9 protein-coding genes, 1 tRNA gene and 3 pseudogenes are annotated in these 16,594 nt (G+C 46.8%); 2 read left to right on the top strand and 11 right to left on the bottom strand.

Going from position 1 to position 16,594, the window contains the following annotated elements:
* Position 1: 1 nt before the first annotated feature.
* Positions 2–1,129 (top strand): NAD(P)/FAD-dependent oxidoreductase, encoded by a 1,128-nt coding sequence (locus tag GC56T2_RS06785; RefSeq protein WP_144973971.1) that lies wholly within the window; start codon positions 2–4, stop codon positions 1,127–1,129.
* A gap of 118 nt (positions 1,130–1,247) precedes the next feature.
* Here the strand turns inward: GC56T2_RS06785 and GC56T2_RS06780 are convergent, their stop codons facing one another.
* Together GC56T2_RS06780 and GC56T2_RS06775 are read right to left on the bottom strand one after the other, a co-directional pair.
* Entirely contained in the window at positions 1,248–1,796 is a 549-nt protein-coding gene (locus GC56T2_RS06780) for a YpiB family protein (RefSeq protein WP_144973970.1), read from the bottom strand.
* Between the two features lie 337 nt (positions 1,797–2,133).
* Positions 2,134–3,639 carry a malate:quinone oxidoreductase gene (locus tag GC56T2_RS06775; protein WP_144973967.1) on the bottom strand — a complete coding sequence of 502 codons (1,506 nt, stop codon included), beginning with the start codon at positions 3,637–3,639 and terminating at the stop codon, positions 2,134–2,136.
* Positions 3,640–3,936: 297 nt separating this feature from the next.
* On the opposite strand from GC56T2_RS06775, the pseudogene GC56T2_RS06770 reads away from it, so the two are divergent.
* Positions 3,937–4,041, top strand: a pseudogene (locus GC56T2_RS06770) (type II toxin-antitoxin system HicA family toxin); the annotation flags it as partial.
* A gap of 269 nt (positions 4,042–4,310) precedes the next feature.
* On the opposite strand, the gene GC56T2_RS06765 reads toward GC56T2_RS06770, so the two are convergent.
* The 9 genes and pseudogenes from GC56T2_RS06765 to GC56T2_RS06725 all read right to left on the bottom strand — a co-directional run.
* A complete protein-coding gene (locus GC56T2_RS06765; protein ID WP_144973965.1) occupies positions 4,311–4,691 on the bottom strand; it encodes a hypothetical protein in 381 nt (126 codons plus the stop codon).
* A 184-nt stretch (positions 4,692–4,875) separates the two neighbouring features.
* Positions 4,876–4,951: transfer RNA gene (locus GC56T2_RS06760), tRNA-Arg, on the bottom strand.
* A 603-nt stretch (positions 4,952–5,554) separates the two neighbouring features.
* Positions 5,555–6,073: a hypothetical protein gene (locus GC56T2_RS06755; protein ID WP_144973963.1), complete on the bottom strand. Its 519-nt coding sequence runs from the start codon at positions 6,071–6,073 to the stop codon at positions 5,555–5,557.
* 144 nt (positions 6,074–6,217) lie between these two features.
* Positions 6,218–9,172: a type III restriction-modification system endonuclease gene (locus tag GC56T2_RS06750; RefSeq protein WP_144973961.1), complete on the bottom strand. Its 2,955-nt coding sequence runs from the start codon at positions 9,170–9,172 to the stop codon at positions 6,218–6,220.
* Between the two features lie 3 nt (positions 9,173–9,175).
* Positions 9,176–10,999: a site-specific DNA-methyltransferase gene (locus GC56T2_RS06745; protein WP_144973958.1), complete on the bottom strand. Its 1,824-nt coding sequence runs from the start codon at positions 10,997–10,999 to the stop codon at positions 9,176–9,178.
* A gap of 4 nt (positions 11,000–11,003) precedes the next feature.
* Entirely contained in the window at positions 11,004–11,774 is a 771-nt protein-coding gene (locus GC56T2_RS06740) for a DUF4391 domain-containing protein (RefSeq protein WP_144973956.1), read from the bottom strand.
* Positions 11,775–11,779: 5 nt separating this feature from the next.
* Positions 11,780–13,264: a C-terminal helicase domain-containing protein gene (locus GC56T2_RS06735; RefSeq protein ID WP_255516033.1), complete on the bottom strand. Its 1,485-nt coding sequence runs from the start codon at positions 13,262–13,264 to the stop codon at positions 11,780–11,782.
* Between the two features lie 48 nt (positions 13,265–13,312).
* Positions 13,313–14,574: pseudogene (locus tag GC56T2_RS06730) on the bottom strand (transposase).
* A 120-nt stretch (positions 14,575–14,694) separates the two neighbouring features.
* A pseudogene (locus GC56T2_RS06725) lies at positions 14,695–16,476 on the bottom strand (DEAD/DEAH box helicase family protein); the annotation flags it as partial.
* Positions 16,477–16,594 lie beyond the last annotated feature (118 nt).

Raw genomic sequence — 16,594 nt, 5'->3', positions numbered from 1 at the left:
TATGGGATCGTACGTTGTTGTCGGAGCTGGTATTTTAGGGGCGGCGACGGCTTACCACTTAGCCAAAGAAGGGGCGGCGGTCACGATCATCGACCGCCATGACAAAGGACAAGCGACCGATGCGGCGGCGGGGATCGTCTGCCCTTGGCTGTCGCAGCGCCGCAACCAAAAATGGTATCGGCTAGCGAAAAATGGGGCGGCGTTTTACCCTTCCCTTATCGAAGAGCTGCAATCTTACGGGGAAACAGAAACCGGCTATGCTCGTGTCGGTGCCCTCTGCTTGCATACCGATGAACAAAAGCTGGAACAAATGGCGGAGCGCGCGCGCAAACGGCGCGAAGAGGCACCAGAAATCGGGGACATCGTGCGACTTGGGCCGAAAGAGGCGAAAAGGCTGTTTCCACCGTTAGCCGAAACATACGATGCGATTTATGTCAGCGGAGCTGCCCGCGTCAACGGCCGGGCATTGCGCGACGCGCTCATCAACGCGGCCCGCAAGCTCGGCGCCGCCCACGTCCGCGCCAACGCTCGCCTGCTCCATCAAGGGGCACGCGTCATTGGCGTCGACGCTGACGGTACGACCTATGCGGCTGAAGCCGTCATCGTCACAGCCGGCGTGTGGGCCTGCGAGCTGCTTCGCCCTCTCGGCATCGAGCTGCTCGTCACCCCGCAAAAAGGGCAGCTGATCCACTTGGAACATCCGAATCAGGACACTTCCGAGTGGCCGGTGGTCATGCCGCCGAACCATCACTATATGCTCGCTTTCCCAAAAGGGCGAATGGTGATCGGAACGACGCACGAAGACGAGGCAGGATGGGACGCCCGCCCTACGGCCGGAGGAATGCACGAATTGTTGAACCAAGCGCTTGCGCTTGCACCAGGCCTCTCCACGTTTACTTATGTCGAGACACGAGTCGGATTCCGACCGCGCACACCGGGCTTTCTCCCCGTCTTTGGGGCGCTTCCGGGGCTGTCCGGACTGTACATCGGCAACGGACTAGGCTCGTCAGGCCTCACCGTCGGCCCTTATGTCGGCAAGGAACTGGCCAACCTTGTTCTCGGCCTGCCGACCGAACTCGACCCGAACGACTACGAAGTGTCCACTGCCATCGTGCCGAGCCGTCCCTGACCGGCTTGATCAGGAACATGCCGATCTGCCGGCGCTCGATGTGCTCGTGCTCTCACGGCCCGAAGCGCAGCCAACCGTTTCGACCGACAAACCGCAGGGCAAAGCGAAGCAACGAAATTCAGCTTTGCCCTTCGTATTGTTTCAGCTGTTCTGTCAGCTTGTAAAACAGCTCCATGTCCTTGCGATCCAACGCTTGATCGATTTGCAGCTTCAAACGCGCGACTTCATGGCGCTTCAACGCCTCATCGAGCACCTGTCCTGCCGCTTTCGCCATTTTCTCATGGCGTTCATGCCGCCTCACATTTTCAAACGCTTGATGGTCAATCAATCGGAGATAAGAAACGTTTCGCAGCTTCCCCGGAAAGTGAAGCGTTACATAGAGCGGTTCATTTGGATGCAGCGCCAAATCGCCCATAATCGACGCTAGGCTCGTGCTTTTTTGGCCGCGCCGATAAAAGACTAGCCCTTCCTCCTCGACCGCTGCACTGGAAACAACGAGCCACCGCGCCTGCCTTTGGTCCGTTTCGGTAAAATGCATATTCTCAAGCAAATGGGGGTGCTGCAGCAAATAACGAAGCACAAAGCGGGCGTCAGGATGCTTTAACCGATGCGTTTGCAAAAACGACGTCAAAAAACGGCGCTTTTCTAGCGGCGACACCCATCTCATCGCCCCACCCCTTTCCGCTGACCTTTGATCGGCAGCCACACGCCTCATTCCGACCGTGCCTCGCCTATGAAAATGGGAAAAAAGGCCAGCTCAGCTTTGGGCCGTTCCCATTCATTCTCACGAGACGAAACGAGGCCATTCGATTTGGCATCCCCACCCCGTTCGCCTCCCTTCAGCCTCGTTCCTTCGCCATGATGAAAACAAGGGTGTCCCAAACGCGATGAGACGCCCCCTTCACTACGACAGATCAACGCCAGCTTCGTCTCCATGTTTCGCTCGAATCGAACGCTCCTTTGCGTCCCTTCCCATCGGTCCGGCAGACGGACCAGCCGAAAGCTTACGCAAGCTGGAGCGCAAAATGACCGTTCAGCCCGAGCGCTTCGGCGGCAGACGCCTGCACTTGCCGCAGCAGCGGTTCATTGTTCATCAGCGATTGGCCATAGGAAGGAATCATCTCCTTCACTTTCCGCCCCCACTCGCTCATCCGATCGGGGAAGCATTTTTCAATGACTTCCAGCATGACATGAACCGCCGTCGATGCGCCCGGCGACGCGCCAAGCAACGCCGCGATCGAACCGTCAGCCGCATGGACGACCTCGGTGCCGAACTGCAATGTCCCTTTGCCGCCGGATTCCGTGTCTTTGATCACCTGTACTCGTTGTCCGGCCACGATGATCTCCCACTCGTCGCTTTGCGCGGTCGGCACAAATTCGCGCAGCTCTTGCATGCGCTGTTCTTTGGACAACAGCACTTGCTGGATCAAATAGCTCGTCAAAGCCATATTTTTCACGCCCGCCGCTACCATCGTCAACACGTTATGCGGCTTGACCGAAGTAAACAGGTCGAGCATCGAGCCGTTTTTCAAAAACTTCGGCGAAAAACCGGCAAACGGCCCGAACAGCAACATCTTCTGATTGTCGATAAACCGTGTGTCCAAATGCGGAACCGACATCGGCGGCGCGCCGACTTTCGCTTTGCCGTACACTTTCGCGTGATGCTTTTCCACCACTTCCGGGTTGTTGCACACCATAAACAGCCCGCTGACCGGAAAGCCGCCAATGCCTTTTCCTTCCGGAATGCCGGACTTTTGCAACAAGTGAAGGCTGCCTCCCCCGGCGCCGATGAAAACGAACTTCGCTGCATGCCGTTCGACAACGCCGCTGTCCAAATTCCGCACTTTCAGCTCCCATAAACCATCGCTTGTCCGTTTGATATCTTCCACATGGTGGCGGTAATGAATCTCCACGTTTTTCCGTTTTAAATGTTCAAACAGCTCGCGCGTCAACGCTCCAAAGTTCACATCCGTCCCTGATTCGATTCGCGTCGCCGCCAGCGGCTCCGTCACTGTCCGATCTTCCATCATGAGCGGCACCCATTCGGCCAGCTTTTTCGGGTCATCGGAAAATTCCATGCCTTTAAACAGCGGATTCGCCGCCATCGTTTCATACCGCTTTTTCAAAAACGCCACATTGTCCGCGCCTTGCACGAAGCTCATATGCGGCAGCGGGCGAATGAACGTTTTCGGATCGTGAAGCACTCCGCTGTTCACCAAATGAGCCCAAAACTGCAAGGAAACATAAAACTGTTCATTGATTTTAATGGCTTTGCTGATGTCGATCGATCCGTCCGGCTTCTCCACCGTATAGTTCAGTTCACAAAGCGCCGCATGCCCCGTCCCGGCGTTGTTCCACTCATTCGAGCTTTCCACACCGGCTTCTTCCAACCTTTCGAACACCGTGATCTCCCACTCCGGCGCCAATTCCTTCAACAGCGTCCCCAATGTCGCACTCATAATGCCAGCGCCGATTAAGATCACATCGGTTTTTGCTTGTTTGTTGCCCATCATTACCATCCCTATCCGTAGAATAGTCAAGAACATCGAGCGCTCGCTCGAAATAATTCCGTTGACACCCGTTCATTTTGGGTGCGGTTACAAAATCATTATAACACAATAGCTAAATAGTATAACATTATGATCAAGCAAGAAGAAAATATATTAATATAATGAGCAACCCCCTGCTTTACAGCGGTTTCAACAACAAAAAGCAACGAACTTCCTTTACATCAATTTTACAAAATCGTTGAATATTTCGCCACCATCTCGAGCAAAAAACAAAAAATTTTTTAGGGCGGCCATCATCCGTTTACACATCCCCGTACATCCGGACGAGTGGCCAGCCCTCATCGGAAGGAAAAATTACCAAACAAAACAGTCAAAAATATACTCAAACAGGCGGGGCTATGATAAGTCCCCTCTAAAGGAGGACGAATGGGCGCGCTCGTTTATCCCATGCAAAATGATTTTCAGCTGCTATCCCGGGCAAAAAAGGCCGAGCGATCCGCCTTCTTTTCTTCTTCCGTTGTTTTCAAACACCGACCTATGAGGTCGGTGTTTTAAGGGAGCAGGTCGCTTACCCACCTCGTTTCTCAAATAGAAAAGCCTTGTCGCATCAGGATCGTCTTTCAAACGCTCCCCCCATTGCTGAAAAGAAACAACCGTTTTTCACCAGCCCTCTATACTTCCTCCAACTGAACCTGCTTACAAATAATTTTTAGCAATGGCTCTTTATAATCAAAGGTATAAATATGAAAATGGTGAAACCCATTTAAATTTGCCTCTACATTTTCGAAGCGAATAATGGTGAACAAGCTATCAAAATGGATATCATCCCTTGCCATTTCTAGTATCTCTTTTTTTAGTTTGTACTCCACAGCCAAGCAATCCTTAAAATGCAACGCCACTATTCTGTTTTCTTCCCTGTTTTCCTGTGTATCCCAATAATAGTCGATCGTGATAGAAAAATCTAACGGATTGTTCCATTTCATATCCGTTATAATACTATCCGTGAAATCAAAATGATCGTTGATTTCTGTATAATTGTTGGTGATGATCATTTTATTCACCTACTTTCCAAAATCATTTTTATATGGGCAACGCACTTCTCATGCCCACAAAATTCGTGCAAAATTTGTTCGGATTCTATCGTTTTTTTCAGGATTCCCAAAAAATGAAAAATGACCGCAAACGCGGTCATATCAAGGGTTTCAGTAACTTCAACCCGAGCCGATCGTATGTAGATGGCGGCCCCGAGAGGATTCGAACCTCCGACGCACGGTTTAGGAAACCGACGCTCTATCCACTGAGCTACGGGGCCGTGTTGGCTCTGCATTCGGCATTGGACGGATAAATAGGCGGGCTCCTGAAGCCGTTGCGGCGGGAGAGTGAATGAAAGTCAAGAAACATCGCTCCTACAGAGAGCACAAGCAGCACGGTTTCCCCTTTTGACGCCGTGTTGCGCGCTTAACGTCGGCGACTCCGTTCTCTCGTTTACGGCAGGGAGACCGCATCTAGCTGCCAACGTACTGTCTATGAGACGTACAGCCTGTATTATAACGGTTTTTTGCTATGGTGGCAAGCTCTCTTTTATTCTTCCATCGCTCTCTTTGTCCGGCTTTACTCAGTCGCTTGTCCGTATCTCTCAGCTTGGCAAGCCATAGAGTCGATCATGCAGCTTCCTCATTTCGGGAAACCGCATGACCGACAATTTTACAGCGAAAGAACAAAGCTGTTTTGAACAGGAAAACGGTAAATGTTTTGCTTCACATTTCTAACCGCGCCCATTGACGACCATGCTTTCACCAGCCGGCTCACAACCTGCACCTGTGATCCGTTCATTTTTTGCAATTCATCAAAACATAGAATGATAGAGTTCTGCACCATCCGTTTAGGTCGTTACACACCATTCTCTACGTTTTGGCTATAAGCTGTTCAATCGGTTTCTTTCAATCTTGATTGTATTATCTTTTCCATCCAATACGTCTGCACGTTTGCTGCCGTAGAGGCGCAACTTGGGAGATCCTTTTACCGCTTTGATGGAGAGCCTCGACGTTCCCCGGGTTTGTTGTTTTTGGATATCCACACATTCGAGAAACTCATCCCAATGCACAATCGCAATGACTTGATTAGAATCGTTCAACTGTCTCTGCGCGCAGATAAAAGCAAAAATAATCTCTTTCTCCTGGTTGGTTTCCGCATGAAGTTTGTTAATTTCCTTAATCTCATTGTCGCTGAATGAAAACGACCAGGTGAAATCTTTTGAACCTGATGGAGTCGTATTGTATTTCGTATAAATGAGATATGTGCCTTTATCCGTTGTTACTTCATAAATTTGACGGTTGTCGTTTTCCTTTTCAAATAGCGCGGGAACCAACCCGCCGTTGACCAACACAGAAAGCAATGACCCGTAATAATAATCAGCTTTGCGAATGACAGCCACCTTGCTCCCCTCCCACTTTCACAACATTCAACTATACTGGCACAACCGTAATAACTGCATCGATTTCGCCAAATATTTACGCGGGCCATCCACGTTTTCACCAATAAACAGAAGCCGTTGCATCTTTTTGTTTTGTTCCTACTTTCAACGGCTCAAAGCTCGCAACATAAACCGCTCCTCGTCGTTCTCTGGTCCGATAAACTCGATATCGGTGTCAATGGCCTGAAAGTGCTTGCGGGCAAACGCGATTTTTGCTGATTCGCTAGGACGCAGCTCGTCTTCCCATTCTTCCCCCTTTGTCTCGAGGACGAAGTATAGTTTTTCCTCCCCATCTTTTTCAACGACAAGCGCCCAATCCGGATTGTAAGAACCGATCGGGGTATCGATTTTGAACCAGCTCGGCAGTTTCACATACACTTTGACGTGTTCGTCGTTTTCAAAGCGCCTAGCAAATCGCTCTTCTATATCGGAATCGTAAATGATATGGTCAAACGGCGATTTTTGGCTTGGGATGGCATTATCATTCAGATAGGCGAGAAGTTCCTCATTTTGGAACAACTCAACCGCATAATAGACACCATCGCCAATTTTATGATACTTCACGCCGTCTTTCAGCAGCTGCTTCATTTGCCGCTCGATGATATTGGCGACTTCCTCAATAAACTTTTGCGGATGGTTTTTGAAATCATCGAGCCGCTTGCACCCGGTTAAAATACGAACAATGGTTTTTCTTGTTAAATTGGTGCGGTTTTGCAGCTCCGTAATGACGTCTGGAAGCGTATGGTGTAAGCTGACGTAATCTTCGACGCTTTCGCTTACTGTTTGCGCCTGTACTCCTGTCACACGGTCGATTTCGATTTTTCCCTTTCGGCTTAAAACACGAATTTTCTCAATACGCGGCATCGCTTGAATGCCTTCGATGCACTTTTGAATCAATTGTTCGCTATCAAAATCGACGGAATAGACCGTTTTATATTTAATTTTATCCCATAACTGTCTGAATTCCTCCTGATTGAATACCGACATATTTAATTTCACTCTTTGCTTTTTGGTTGCGTCTTTGATCGGCAATCCCTGCAAGTGGGGCTTGATTTCTTTGACGATCGCCGGCAGCCATGGTTGGAATGTGTCGCTCAAACGGAGATCATAATCTTCGATCGCTTGTTTGAGTTTTTCGGTTACTTTGTCCTGGTTGTCAATATAGCCGTTTTGCTTTAATTCCTCATACAGCTTCACTGACAAATCATACCCCATTTGCACCGGCTCTTCCGTCTTCTCATCGATAAAGACGAGTTTGGCAAATAGATGTTTTTCGATTTTGCCGAATTTGATTCCCGTTTCTTCTTCGATTTCTTTTTGCAGCGTTGCCGCAAACTCTTCGTACGATTCGGTCGCCATGACCGTTAGCGTGTTGATATGATCGTCATATACCCGCTCCCCGTTTTGATTGACGGCCAGCCGCAATCCGCGCCCGATTTCTTGGCGTCTTGATACATACGTTCCCGCGGAGTCTTTCAACGTGCAAATTTGAAAGACGTTCGGGTTGTCCCATCCTTCGCGAAGCGCCGAATGGGAGAAAATGAAGCGAAGCGGCTCATGGAGGCTGAGCAGCCGTTCTTTGTCTTTCATAATCAGGTTGTACACATCCGTGTCCGCTTCCGTATTTCCCTTTGTATCTCTCAGGCGGCCCTTTTTATCTTGTGCGAAATACCCGTTGTGCGCTTTTTCCACGTCCGGATCAATGCCTGGGTCGTCCCAGAGCGGGCGGTATTTCGGTTTTTGCATCAAATTCTTATATTCTTCCTCAAACATCAACGCATATTTTCCTTTAATTGGATTGCCGTCTTTACCATAATCGCGGTAATGGGCAACTTTGTCGATAAAGAATAAGCTGAGCACTTTAATCCCGCGGGGGCGGAGCCACAATTCTTTATTTAAATGCTCTTCGATCGTTTTGCGGATTTGATATCGCCTAATCGCATCGTCATCCAAATCGCCGATCGCTTCCCCGACTCGCAAGCGGTAGCCGTTAATTTCGATCGCTTCGTTTCCTGTCGTCCAATCAATTTGCTCGACAATATAACCGCGATACCATTCCCGTTCCCCGGAAATATCGTATAAATCATCTCCGTATCTCACCGTTTTCGTCGCCCGCTTCACCTTTCCGCGCGATTCGACGTCCAGTTCGATCTTCGCTTTCCCTTCCTTTACCTCGATTAGTTTGATATACGGTACGTTAAACGACGGCTCAGAGCGAACAGACATGACTTCAATTTTTTTGACGAGTTTTTGATTATACGCGTCGACCGCATCGAGGCGGTACACCATATTATATTTTTCCACATGCGTCGCCGAATAGCGCAGCGTGCAAAGCGGATGGAGCGAAGCGATCGCTTCTTTCGATTTCGGCGTCGTATCGACGCTTTGCGGTTCGTCGATAATAACAATCGGGTTCGTCTGTTGAATAAATTCAATGGGGCGATACCCGTTTAAACGATCGTTCGGACGGTGGATGACGTTCGCTTTATCTTCTTTTTCCGGATCTTCAAAGCTTTTACGGAACGCGTCGATATTAATGATCATAATTTGAATTGTTGTCGCTGTCGCAAAATTACGGACTTGATCGAGTTTTTGCGAATCGTAAATAAAGTACTCTACTGGCGTATGGTCATACAGTTCATTGAAATGGTCCCGCGTAATTTGCAGCGACTTGTATACCCCTTCACGAATCGCCACGGACGGAACGACGATGACAAATTTGGTAAACCCGTAATGTTTATGCAACTCGTAAATCGTCCGCAAATAGACGTATGTCTTCCCCGTCCCCGTTTCCATTTCAACGGTAAAATGCATGCCGTCCAACTTTTCGCTGCGCGGCAAGCCGTTTTTCATTTGAATGTCCTGCACGTTTTTTAAAATTTCTTCAGGCGTCAGGTCAAGCCGATTTCCTACCCCTAAGTCCGTCTGAATCATCCCGGCATCCGGTCCGTACGAAACGGTGAAATTGGACTGACTTAGTTCCTGTCCTTTGAAAATATGTACCACCGATTCAATCGCGCGTCGTTGGTAGTCCAGATCCGCATTAAACTTCAGCTTCATCGGTTATACACTCCTCACATCCGTAATGCCGTGCTTTTTCAACGTTTGCAAGGCATTCGTTTTCACCGCGTCGCTCATAAAACCGGACTCTTTAAAAATCACTTTCGGCGACATATGCTCGGAACGATGGTTTAACATCTCGTGAACAAGATCAAGATCAATCTCGTCTTCTAGGCAAACCAACACAGAACCATAGGCGACATTGTAAATCGTTTTGCCGTTATAATCAATTTCTGCAATCGGCACAGTGAGCGGCAGGCCGATTTTCAGCAAAATCTCATACAACAAATCTTCTTTCGTACGGTCTTCTTTAATGTTATCTTGCAAATCGAAAAGGGTTTGCTCGAGGTTATCAAAGTCCGGATCCCACTCTTTGATATTGGAAGAATCGAGCTTAAACACTTTAAAGCCGATATCCAAATCCGTTTTTCCGGTTTCCTCAACAATCTTTTCACCAGCGCGGCGGATGCGTTCTTTTCCGATTTCACAAATGTTTTTATAACCGGCTTTATACGCCTCTGATTGTTCATCTGTCTTCTCAGGCAGCTGCACCATAATAAACTTGCGATTACCGCCGTCTTCTGCATTTAACTGCATTACGGCATGGGCGGTGGTAGCAGAGCCGGAGAAGAAGTCTAATACTATATCATGATCTCTTGTAGATAGCTCTAAAATTCTCTTCATCAATTTTACTGGTTTGGGATAATCCATCACTGACTGATCATCGAATAATTCTTTTAATTCCTTTTTAGCATCTTGTGAATGTGATACTTCTTGATATGTCCATACAGTTAATGGAGTAATAGTAGATTTCACTTCACTTAAAAAGCGTTTCAAGCTGGGAACATTATTCCCATTTTCGCCAAACCAAATTCTATTATCTGCCACAAGTTCTTCAAAGCGCTCCTTTGTGACCCTCCAACAATATCCTTTAGGAGGATAAACGACTCTACCACTCGGGGTAGTAATTGGATATACTTTACTTTCTACTACAGGTCCAGCTGATAAATTATCGCTCTTCCATACACCACGTGGGTCATTGTCTGGATTTTTATATCTACTATTTGCTTCTTCACTTCTTGATAAGCCGTAAAGTGATAAATAATCTATTTTCTTAGCATAACATAGAATAAAATCATGATTACGAGAAGCAAATTTGTTCATATTAACAGGTGCATAAGCTCTTTGCCAAATAAAAGTTGTTACAAAATTGGTTTCACCAAATACCTCATCACATAATTTTCTCAAATTTGCCGCTTCCGTGTCATCAATAGATATAAAAATAACCCCATCCTCTCTCAACAAATTCCTTGCCAATTTCAACCTCGGATACATCATATTCAACCAATCCGTATGATATCGCCCGTTTGTCTCCGTATTCGCCTTTGTCGTTTGTTGCGTAATTTCTTTGTAGTTTTTAATGTTGTCCCGAAAATCGTCTTTGTACACAAAATCTTTCCCCGTATTATACGGCGGGTCGATATAGATCATTTTAATCTTGCCGAAATACGATTTTTGCAACAGCTTCAATACTTCGAGGTTGTCGCCTTCAATATAAAGGTTTTCCGTTGTATCCCAATTTTTGCTCGACGCTTTGTCCGGCCGCAGCGTGCCGGTGGACGGCGTTTGCGCGAGTTTCATCGCCTGTGTTTTGCCGTGCCATGTGAACTCATATTTTTCATTGCGTGTTTCGATCTCTTCACCGAGAACGAGCTTTAGTTTTTCAAAATCGATTTTTCCTTCGGTGACTACTTCCGGAAATAACTGTTTTAGCGCTTCGATGTTCATTTGAACGAGATCCATCGATTTTCCATCCAGCTTTTCCATCGTGCTACTCCTTTCTGTGCAGTTGTTGTTTCCACTGCTCGATTTGCTTTGTTAGCTGTTGAATGTTCATGTTGTACTCTACTTTTCGGTTAAACTGCGTTTCTTTTTTCATTTTGTTTTTCCATTTCGCAATTTCGGTTTCTGCCTGTTCAATTTGGGCAATCAGTTTACGCGATTCTTCATCGGTAGCGATGTAAAACGCGCCGACCGCTTTCGCGTGCTGAAACGCCTGTACCGCGATATGAATATCTTGATAAAATCGGAAGAAGTGAGAAAAAGATAACGCTGTGATATGAACCGCATTGATAAATTGCTGAACCGCTTCATCGTCGCTGTCGGATGCAAACCACGGCGTATACGCAAATTCCTCCAAAACGACTTGTGTTTGATCGACTTTGTTTAATCGTTTTAAACACGTACCAACCTGAACGTTTCCTTCTTTTTCAAATACGATGACGACAGGGTTTGGCAACGCCCCTTGAATCATCTCTCCAATGACAGAAAGGTGAGCGTCTTTTGTTTCATTTCTTAATCGAATCGTGATAAACATAACTCCTTCGTAATGGTACTCCTCATTGATGAATGGCTGGATATTCACCACACTCGGCGTCAGTAAATACGTTAGCTCAATCCGATCAACGTATTTCGTAATATAGTCTTTTTCCTTTTTTGTTAAATCGGCGAAATCGTAAAACATTTTTTTATCCAACTTCTTATGTAAAGGGCGGACTTGATCGTCCAGCCCTATTCTAGCATAAAATGTGAATCCAGCCACCGCTCTCACCCTTTAATGATAAGATAAGAGATGATTTCAAAATCTTGCAAACTCGTATTCGCGTTCGTCACCAAGCTGTCCAAGTTGCCGAGGCTAAATATGTTCAGCGTGATTTGCTGATCAAATTTGCCAACGATATCTTCCACCGCTTTTTCCAACAGCGCTTTATATTGTCCCATATCTTTTCCGTTCTTCGTTTCTTGGTAAAACGTTTCGTATAACTCCCACTCCACTTCTTTTTTTCCGTTGCATAGTGAACGGTAGAAGTCCAAAATTTTTTTTACGTGGACATGGTTATACAACACCTTGCCGTCTTCCCGCACGTACACTAAGTAATACGGATGGAGCGCGTTTTGTTCGTTTGATGATGTGACGTTGTTCACTTGTTTCAGACAGAAAATAACCCCGGGTTGAATTTCGGCCTTTAGTTTTTCGTTTTGATTCACGGTCACGCTAAACAATCCTAGCGGCGCTTTTTCCACCGCTTCTTTATGTTCCTTCATGAAATTGAGTAAATCCATGCGGAAGTCATCTAGCGTAAAATCGGTTAGCGAAATGTTCCCAGAAATGTCCTCTAGATCAATGACTTCGTTTTGGAGTTTCTCGAGCTGTTTGCGACGGTATTCCAAATCTTTCATTTCATTGCTGTTGTCGGCAATGACGTTTTCTTCTCCGGTGGAAGAAATATCAAGAATGGTCATTCGGTCTTTTACCCTGTTGACGAGATTAATATATTCATCGAGTTCCATCGACGGCCAAAAGGTAACGAGTTGAATGCGCTCGTTTTTGCTGCCAATCCGATCGATACGACCGAAACGCTGGATAATGCGAACCGGATTCCAATGGATATCATAGTTAACGAGATAATCGCAGTCTTGCAAGTTTTGCCCTTCGGAAATACAGTCGGTAGCGATCAGTATGTCAATTTCCTCTTTCATCTCGGGCATTACTTTTGCCCGTTCTTTCGAAATAGGTGAAAAGTTCACTAAGACATTATTAAAGTCGACTTTTTTCATTTTTAATGTCGTTTTCGGATGATCTGAACCTGTAACAACAGCGGAGTGCAGGCCAAAATGGCGATAAATCCATTCATGCAAGTTTTCATATAAATAGTTCGCCGTATCCGCAAACGCGGTAAAAATCAGCAATTTCTTGTTTTGGCTGTTAATGGGGTTCTCGATTTTGTTTTGAATGACTTTTTTCAAGGCCAATAGTTTTTGATCGCGCTCCGGTGTTACTTTTCGCGCTTGGGCAAGCAGCTTCGTCAAAATTTCGCGGTCATATAATAAGTCTTGCTTCCAGCGGATTAGGTCCATATCTTTGATGAAAATTTTCACTTTCGAGCCGATTAACGCGTCTTCCAAGTCAGGATCTTCCATATCGATATCGTTAATCTCTCCGACCGTTTCGTTTTTCGGGTCATAATGATCGATTTTTTGAATGTGCGAATCGATCTGATGAATGATGTTTTCCAATCTGTAGATGAGCATTTTTCATTACAGTAATTTCCATTCCCTAAGAGACAAACAGGGGACCCCTTAGGCGACATGGAGCTGTTTTTTGATCACATCAATGGGAATATCTTGCTTTGCGGCGTCATAGATGAACTCGACGACGCTGTGCCCTTTCCGAGACCGAAGAAGCTCCAGGCCGGAAGAGAGGTCTTGTTGAGATTCCGCGATGCTGTATACACAGGCGAACAGCACCACGACCCAATACCGTTTCACCGCCCGAACGTGGCGAACACGGTACCCATCGAGCTTCAGCTGGTCTTTTGCCTGCCGGAAAACGCATTCGATCGTCCAGCGCTGGGCATCGTAACGCAAGATGTCTTCGTCACTCAGCTCCCGGTCGGTGCTCAAGACGACATGGAGATGATCCGGCGTCATCGGTTGATCCGCCTTCCAAGCCAGCAGCACCACCGCGTCATCAAGACCGTTGAGCGCGCCTTCGTAGCGGTAGACACGATAGCGCTCGCTCCCCACCGTGACGAGGCGGGTGTCGTTGGGCTCGATATAGCGGGCAAACTCCTTCGCTTGAATGGCGATGCCTTTCGGGTAAAGAATCCGGTTCGTCTTGAGCATGGCGATGACATGGAATCCTTGTTTCAGGCAGGTTTCGATGAGCGGTTGGGACGGATACCACGAATCCATAAGCACATACACCGGCTGAGCCCGCTTCCCCTTGAGCGAGGAAAGCATCTCGATCGCTAGGTCGATTTTGCTTCTTCCCGATGTCTTGTCATACAGACGAAAGGCGAACGGAAAAGTTCCATGGGCAGCGCGATCTGCCCTCCACCCGGGGATGAAAATCCCGCGCCAGTTCGGCATTTTCACAGAAACGCTTGCGTGAAGGTGTGCACCATCAGCCAAACAAGCGAATGCCCCCAGACCCATTGATGATCGCTGTGAGAGAAATGCCAGTCACACCCTTGAATGGCGTGGGCGGCCCGTGACGAAGGCTTTGTTTTTTGGCAAATGGTATCATCAATCGAAAGGAACAGGGGTTGATTCGTCCGTTTGGCCAGGCGTTCGATCTGGCGAAGGATCCATTCTTGAAGCTTCTCAAGCAGGTTTTCCTCGTTCCAAGGGCTTTTCGTGAAAAAATGGCTGAGCGTGGTTCGATGATTCGGGTGAAAACTCCAGTACCGGACATCCGTCAATGTCCCCGAAAATCCCTTGGTCGTCAAGGCGTCGACAAGATGAACGAGATGCTTGATGACCGGCTTCGAGAAATAAAGCGCCAATCCCAGCGTCATGAAAAACTTGTGGATTCCTTGATGGTTTGCTAATCTATTCATGAGACATGAACCTCCTTGTGTGAATGGGTTTGAGCACATCTATTTTACTCAAGGGGCTGGGTTCATGTCTCCTTTTTTGTTTAGTTGTCAATTTATGTTAGCGAATTTGCTCATCTACAGTTCCAATGTTAAAGAAAAGGAATGAATGCTGCTTTCCAGTCGCTTCAACAAGTTGGATTTCATTAAATAGACAAGGTTATTTTCTCGGTCCGTTTGTTTAAAAATCCTACCGTTTGCCACTTTCGTATCGTACTTTTCGCTATAAACGGCTTTTTTATGTGGCAGAATATACTGCATCGGCGAATAAACGGCCAATCGCAACCGCAATATGTCATTATTGATTTTTTCGAGCGGCGGAAATTCATCGTTGGCGTCAATCGTTTCTTTCATATTGATCGGCTTCAGGCGAGTCGGAAACGAGCCGATCGCGTTGACATTGTAATATTTTTCGATGTGGCGGCGCGAACGGGCAATGGTTAATGAGTCAAGTAAAGTAAAATAATCCCAGTTTAGCATATCTAACAACCGCTCAGTGGTCCGCTCTTCTTCAGGAAGACTGCTCCATTTGTTGAACTGCGACTGCGCGCGGCGGATCGTCTGGCTGATGCTTTTGATGTTCGCTGTCTCCGCCAAGGCTTTATCATTTCCTTCTGTAATGAAGGCAATCTGGTTCTTTAAGTCGTCGAGCTTGTTATTGACAGGGGTGGCGGAGAGCATTAATACTTTTGTTTTCACCCCTGCTTTAATGATATCGTTCAGCAAACGGGAATATCTCGTCACCCGGTCATTGCGCGGATCGTTGTTGCGAAAGTTATGCGACTCGTCGATCACAACTAAATCATAATTTCCCCAGTTCACATGTTCCAAGTTAATATCGCCGCTATATCCGCGCTCGCGCGATAAATCGGTATGGTTGAGCAAGTCATAGGAAAAGCGGTCTTCCGCCAAAATGTTGCGCTTATCGTTTAAACGGTAAATCGCCCAGTTTTCCCTTAGTTTTTTTGGCGCCAGCACAAGAACGCGATGATTGCGCAGTTCGTAATATTTAATGACCGCTAACGCCTCAAACGTTTTTCCGAGCCCGACGCTGTCGGCGATAATGCATCCCCCGTACGTTTCGATTTTATTGATAGCGCCGACGACCCCATCGCGCTGAAAATCGTAAAGTTTGTTCCAAATGACCGTATTTTCAAATCCCGTTCTTGTTTGCAGCGATTCGTAGTTTTTCGCATCTTGCAAGAAGCCTTTAAATAAATGGTAGAGCGTCACGAAGTAAATGAACTCCGGTGAGTTTTCTTTATACATCACTTCCAAGCGACGCAATATTTCGTCCTTCACATCTTGCAATGCCTGCTCGTCTTGCCATATGGCGTCAAACTGACGGAGCAGTTGGGTGCTGGCATGCTCATCGTCGACAATATGGTTAATATAAATGTTGGAAGAATTGCTGTAGCCTAGCCCAGGACTGGAGAACGGCGCACCGCCAATTAAGCCGATTTGCGTTCCATCGTTATTCCTGACATGATACAAACCGCCTTGAATTCGCTGATTGGTGACGGATTTAATTTGTGCTTTTCGCTTTAGCCACTTCGCTAATTCTTTAGCTATGTATGCCTGGTTTAACTCTACTTTATATTTTCTCTCTTCTTCCACTCCATACAGGGTCGTTTCGTTTTTCTCTATTAGCCCTTTTAACAATCCGTTTCCGCGCACGAAGGCAGGCTCTGTGAAAATAAAACGGAATTCATCGAGTTGTGACAGCTCTTTTTTTAGCTCGACAAACGCATATAAAGTAAAATGCGCAGCCGCAATCGACAGTTTGCTGCCTTTGGACATATGTGTTTTTAAAACATCGCCCACTAAACCGTTCCGCCTATTGTCAATAATTCCTTTCAGTTTCATTACAGCCCGATGCTCCTTATCTTTTTTGGTGAAACATGATTCTATTTTACTAAAAAGATTGACCAGATGGTGTCGAAATTTGTCGTGCAAGAAACCCACTTGTTGAAAATAGGCTTTC

Source organism: Geobacillus sp. C56-T2, from assembly GCF_007829715.1.
GTDB classification, from domain to species: domain Bacteria; phylum Bacillota; class Bacilli; order Bacillales; family Anoxybacillaceae; genus Geobacillus; species Geobacillus icigianus.
This window is presented reverse-complemented; position numbering and strand designations above follow the sequence as displayed.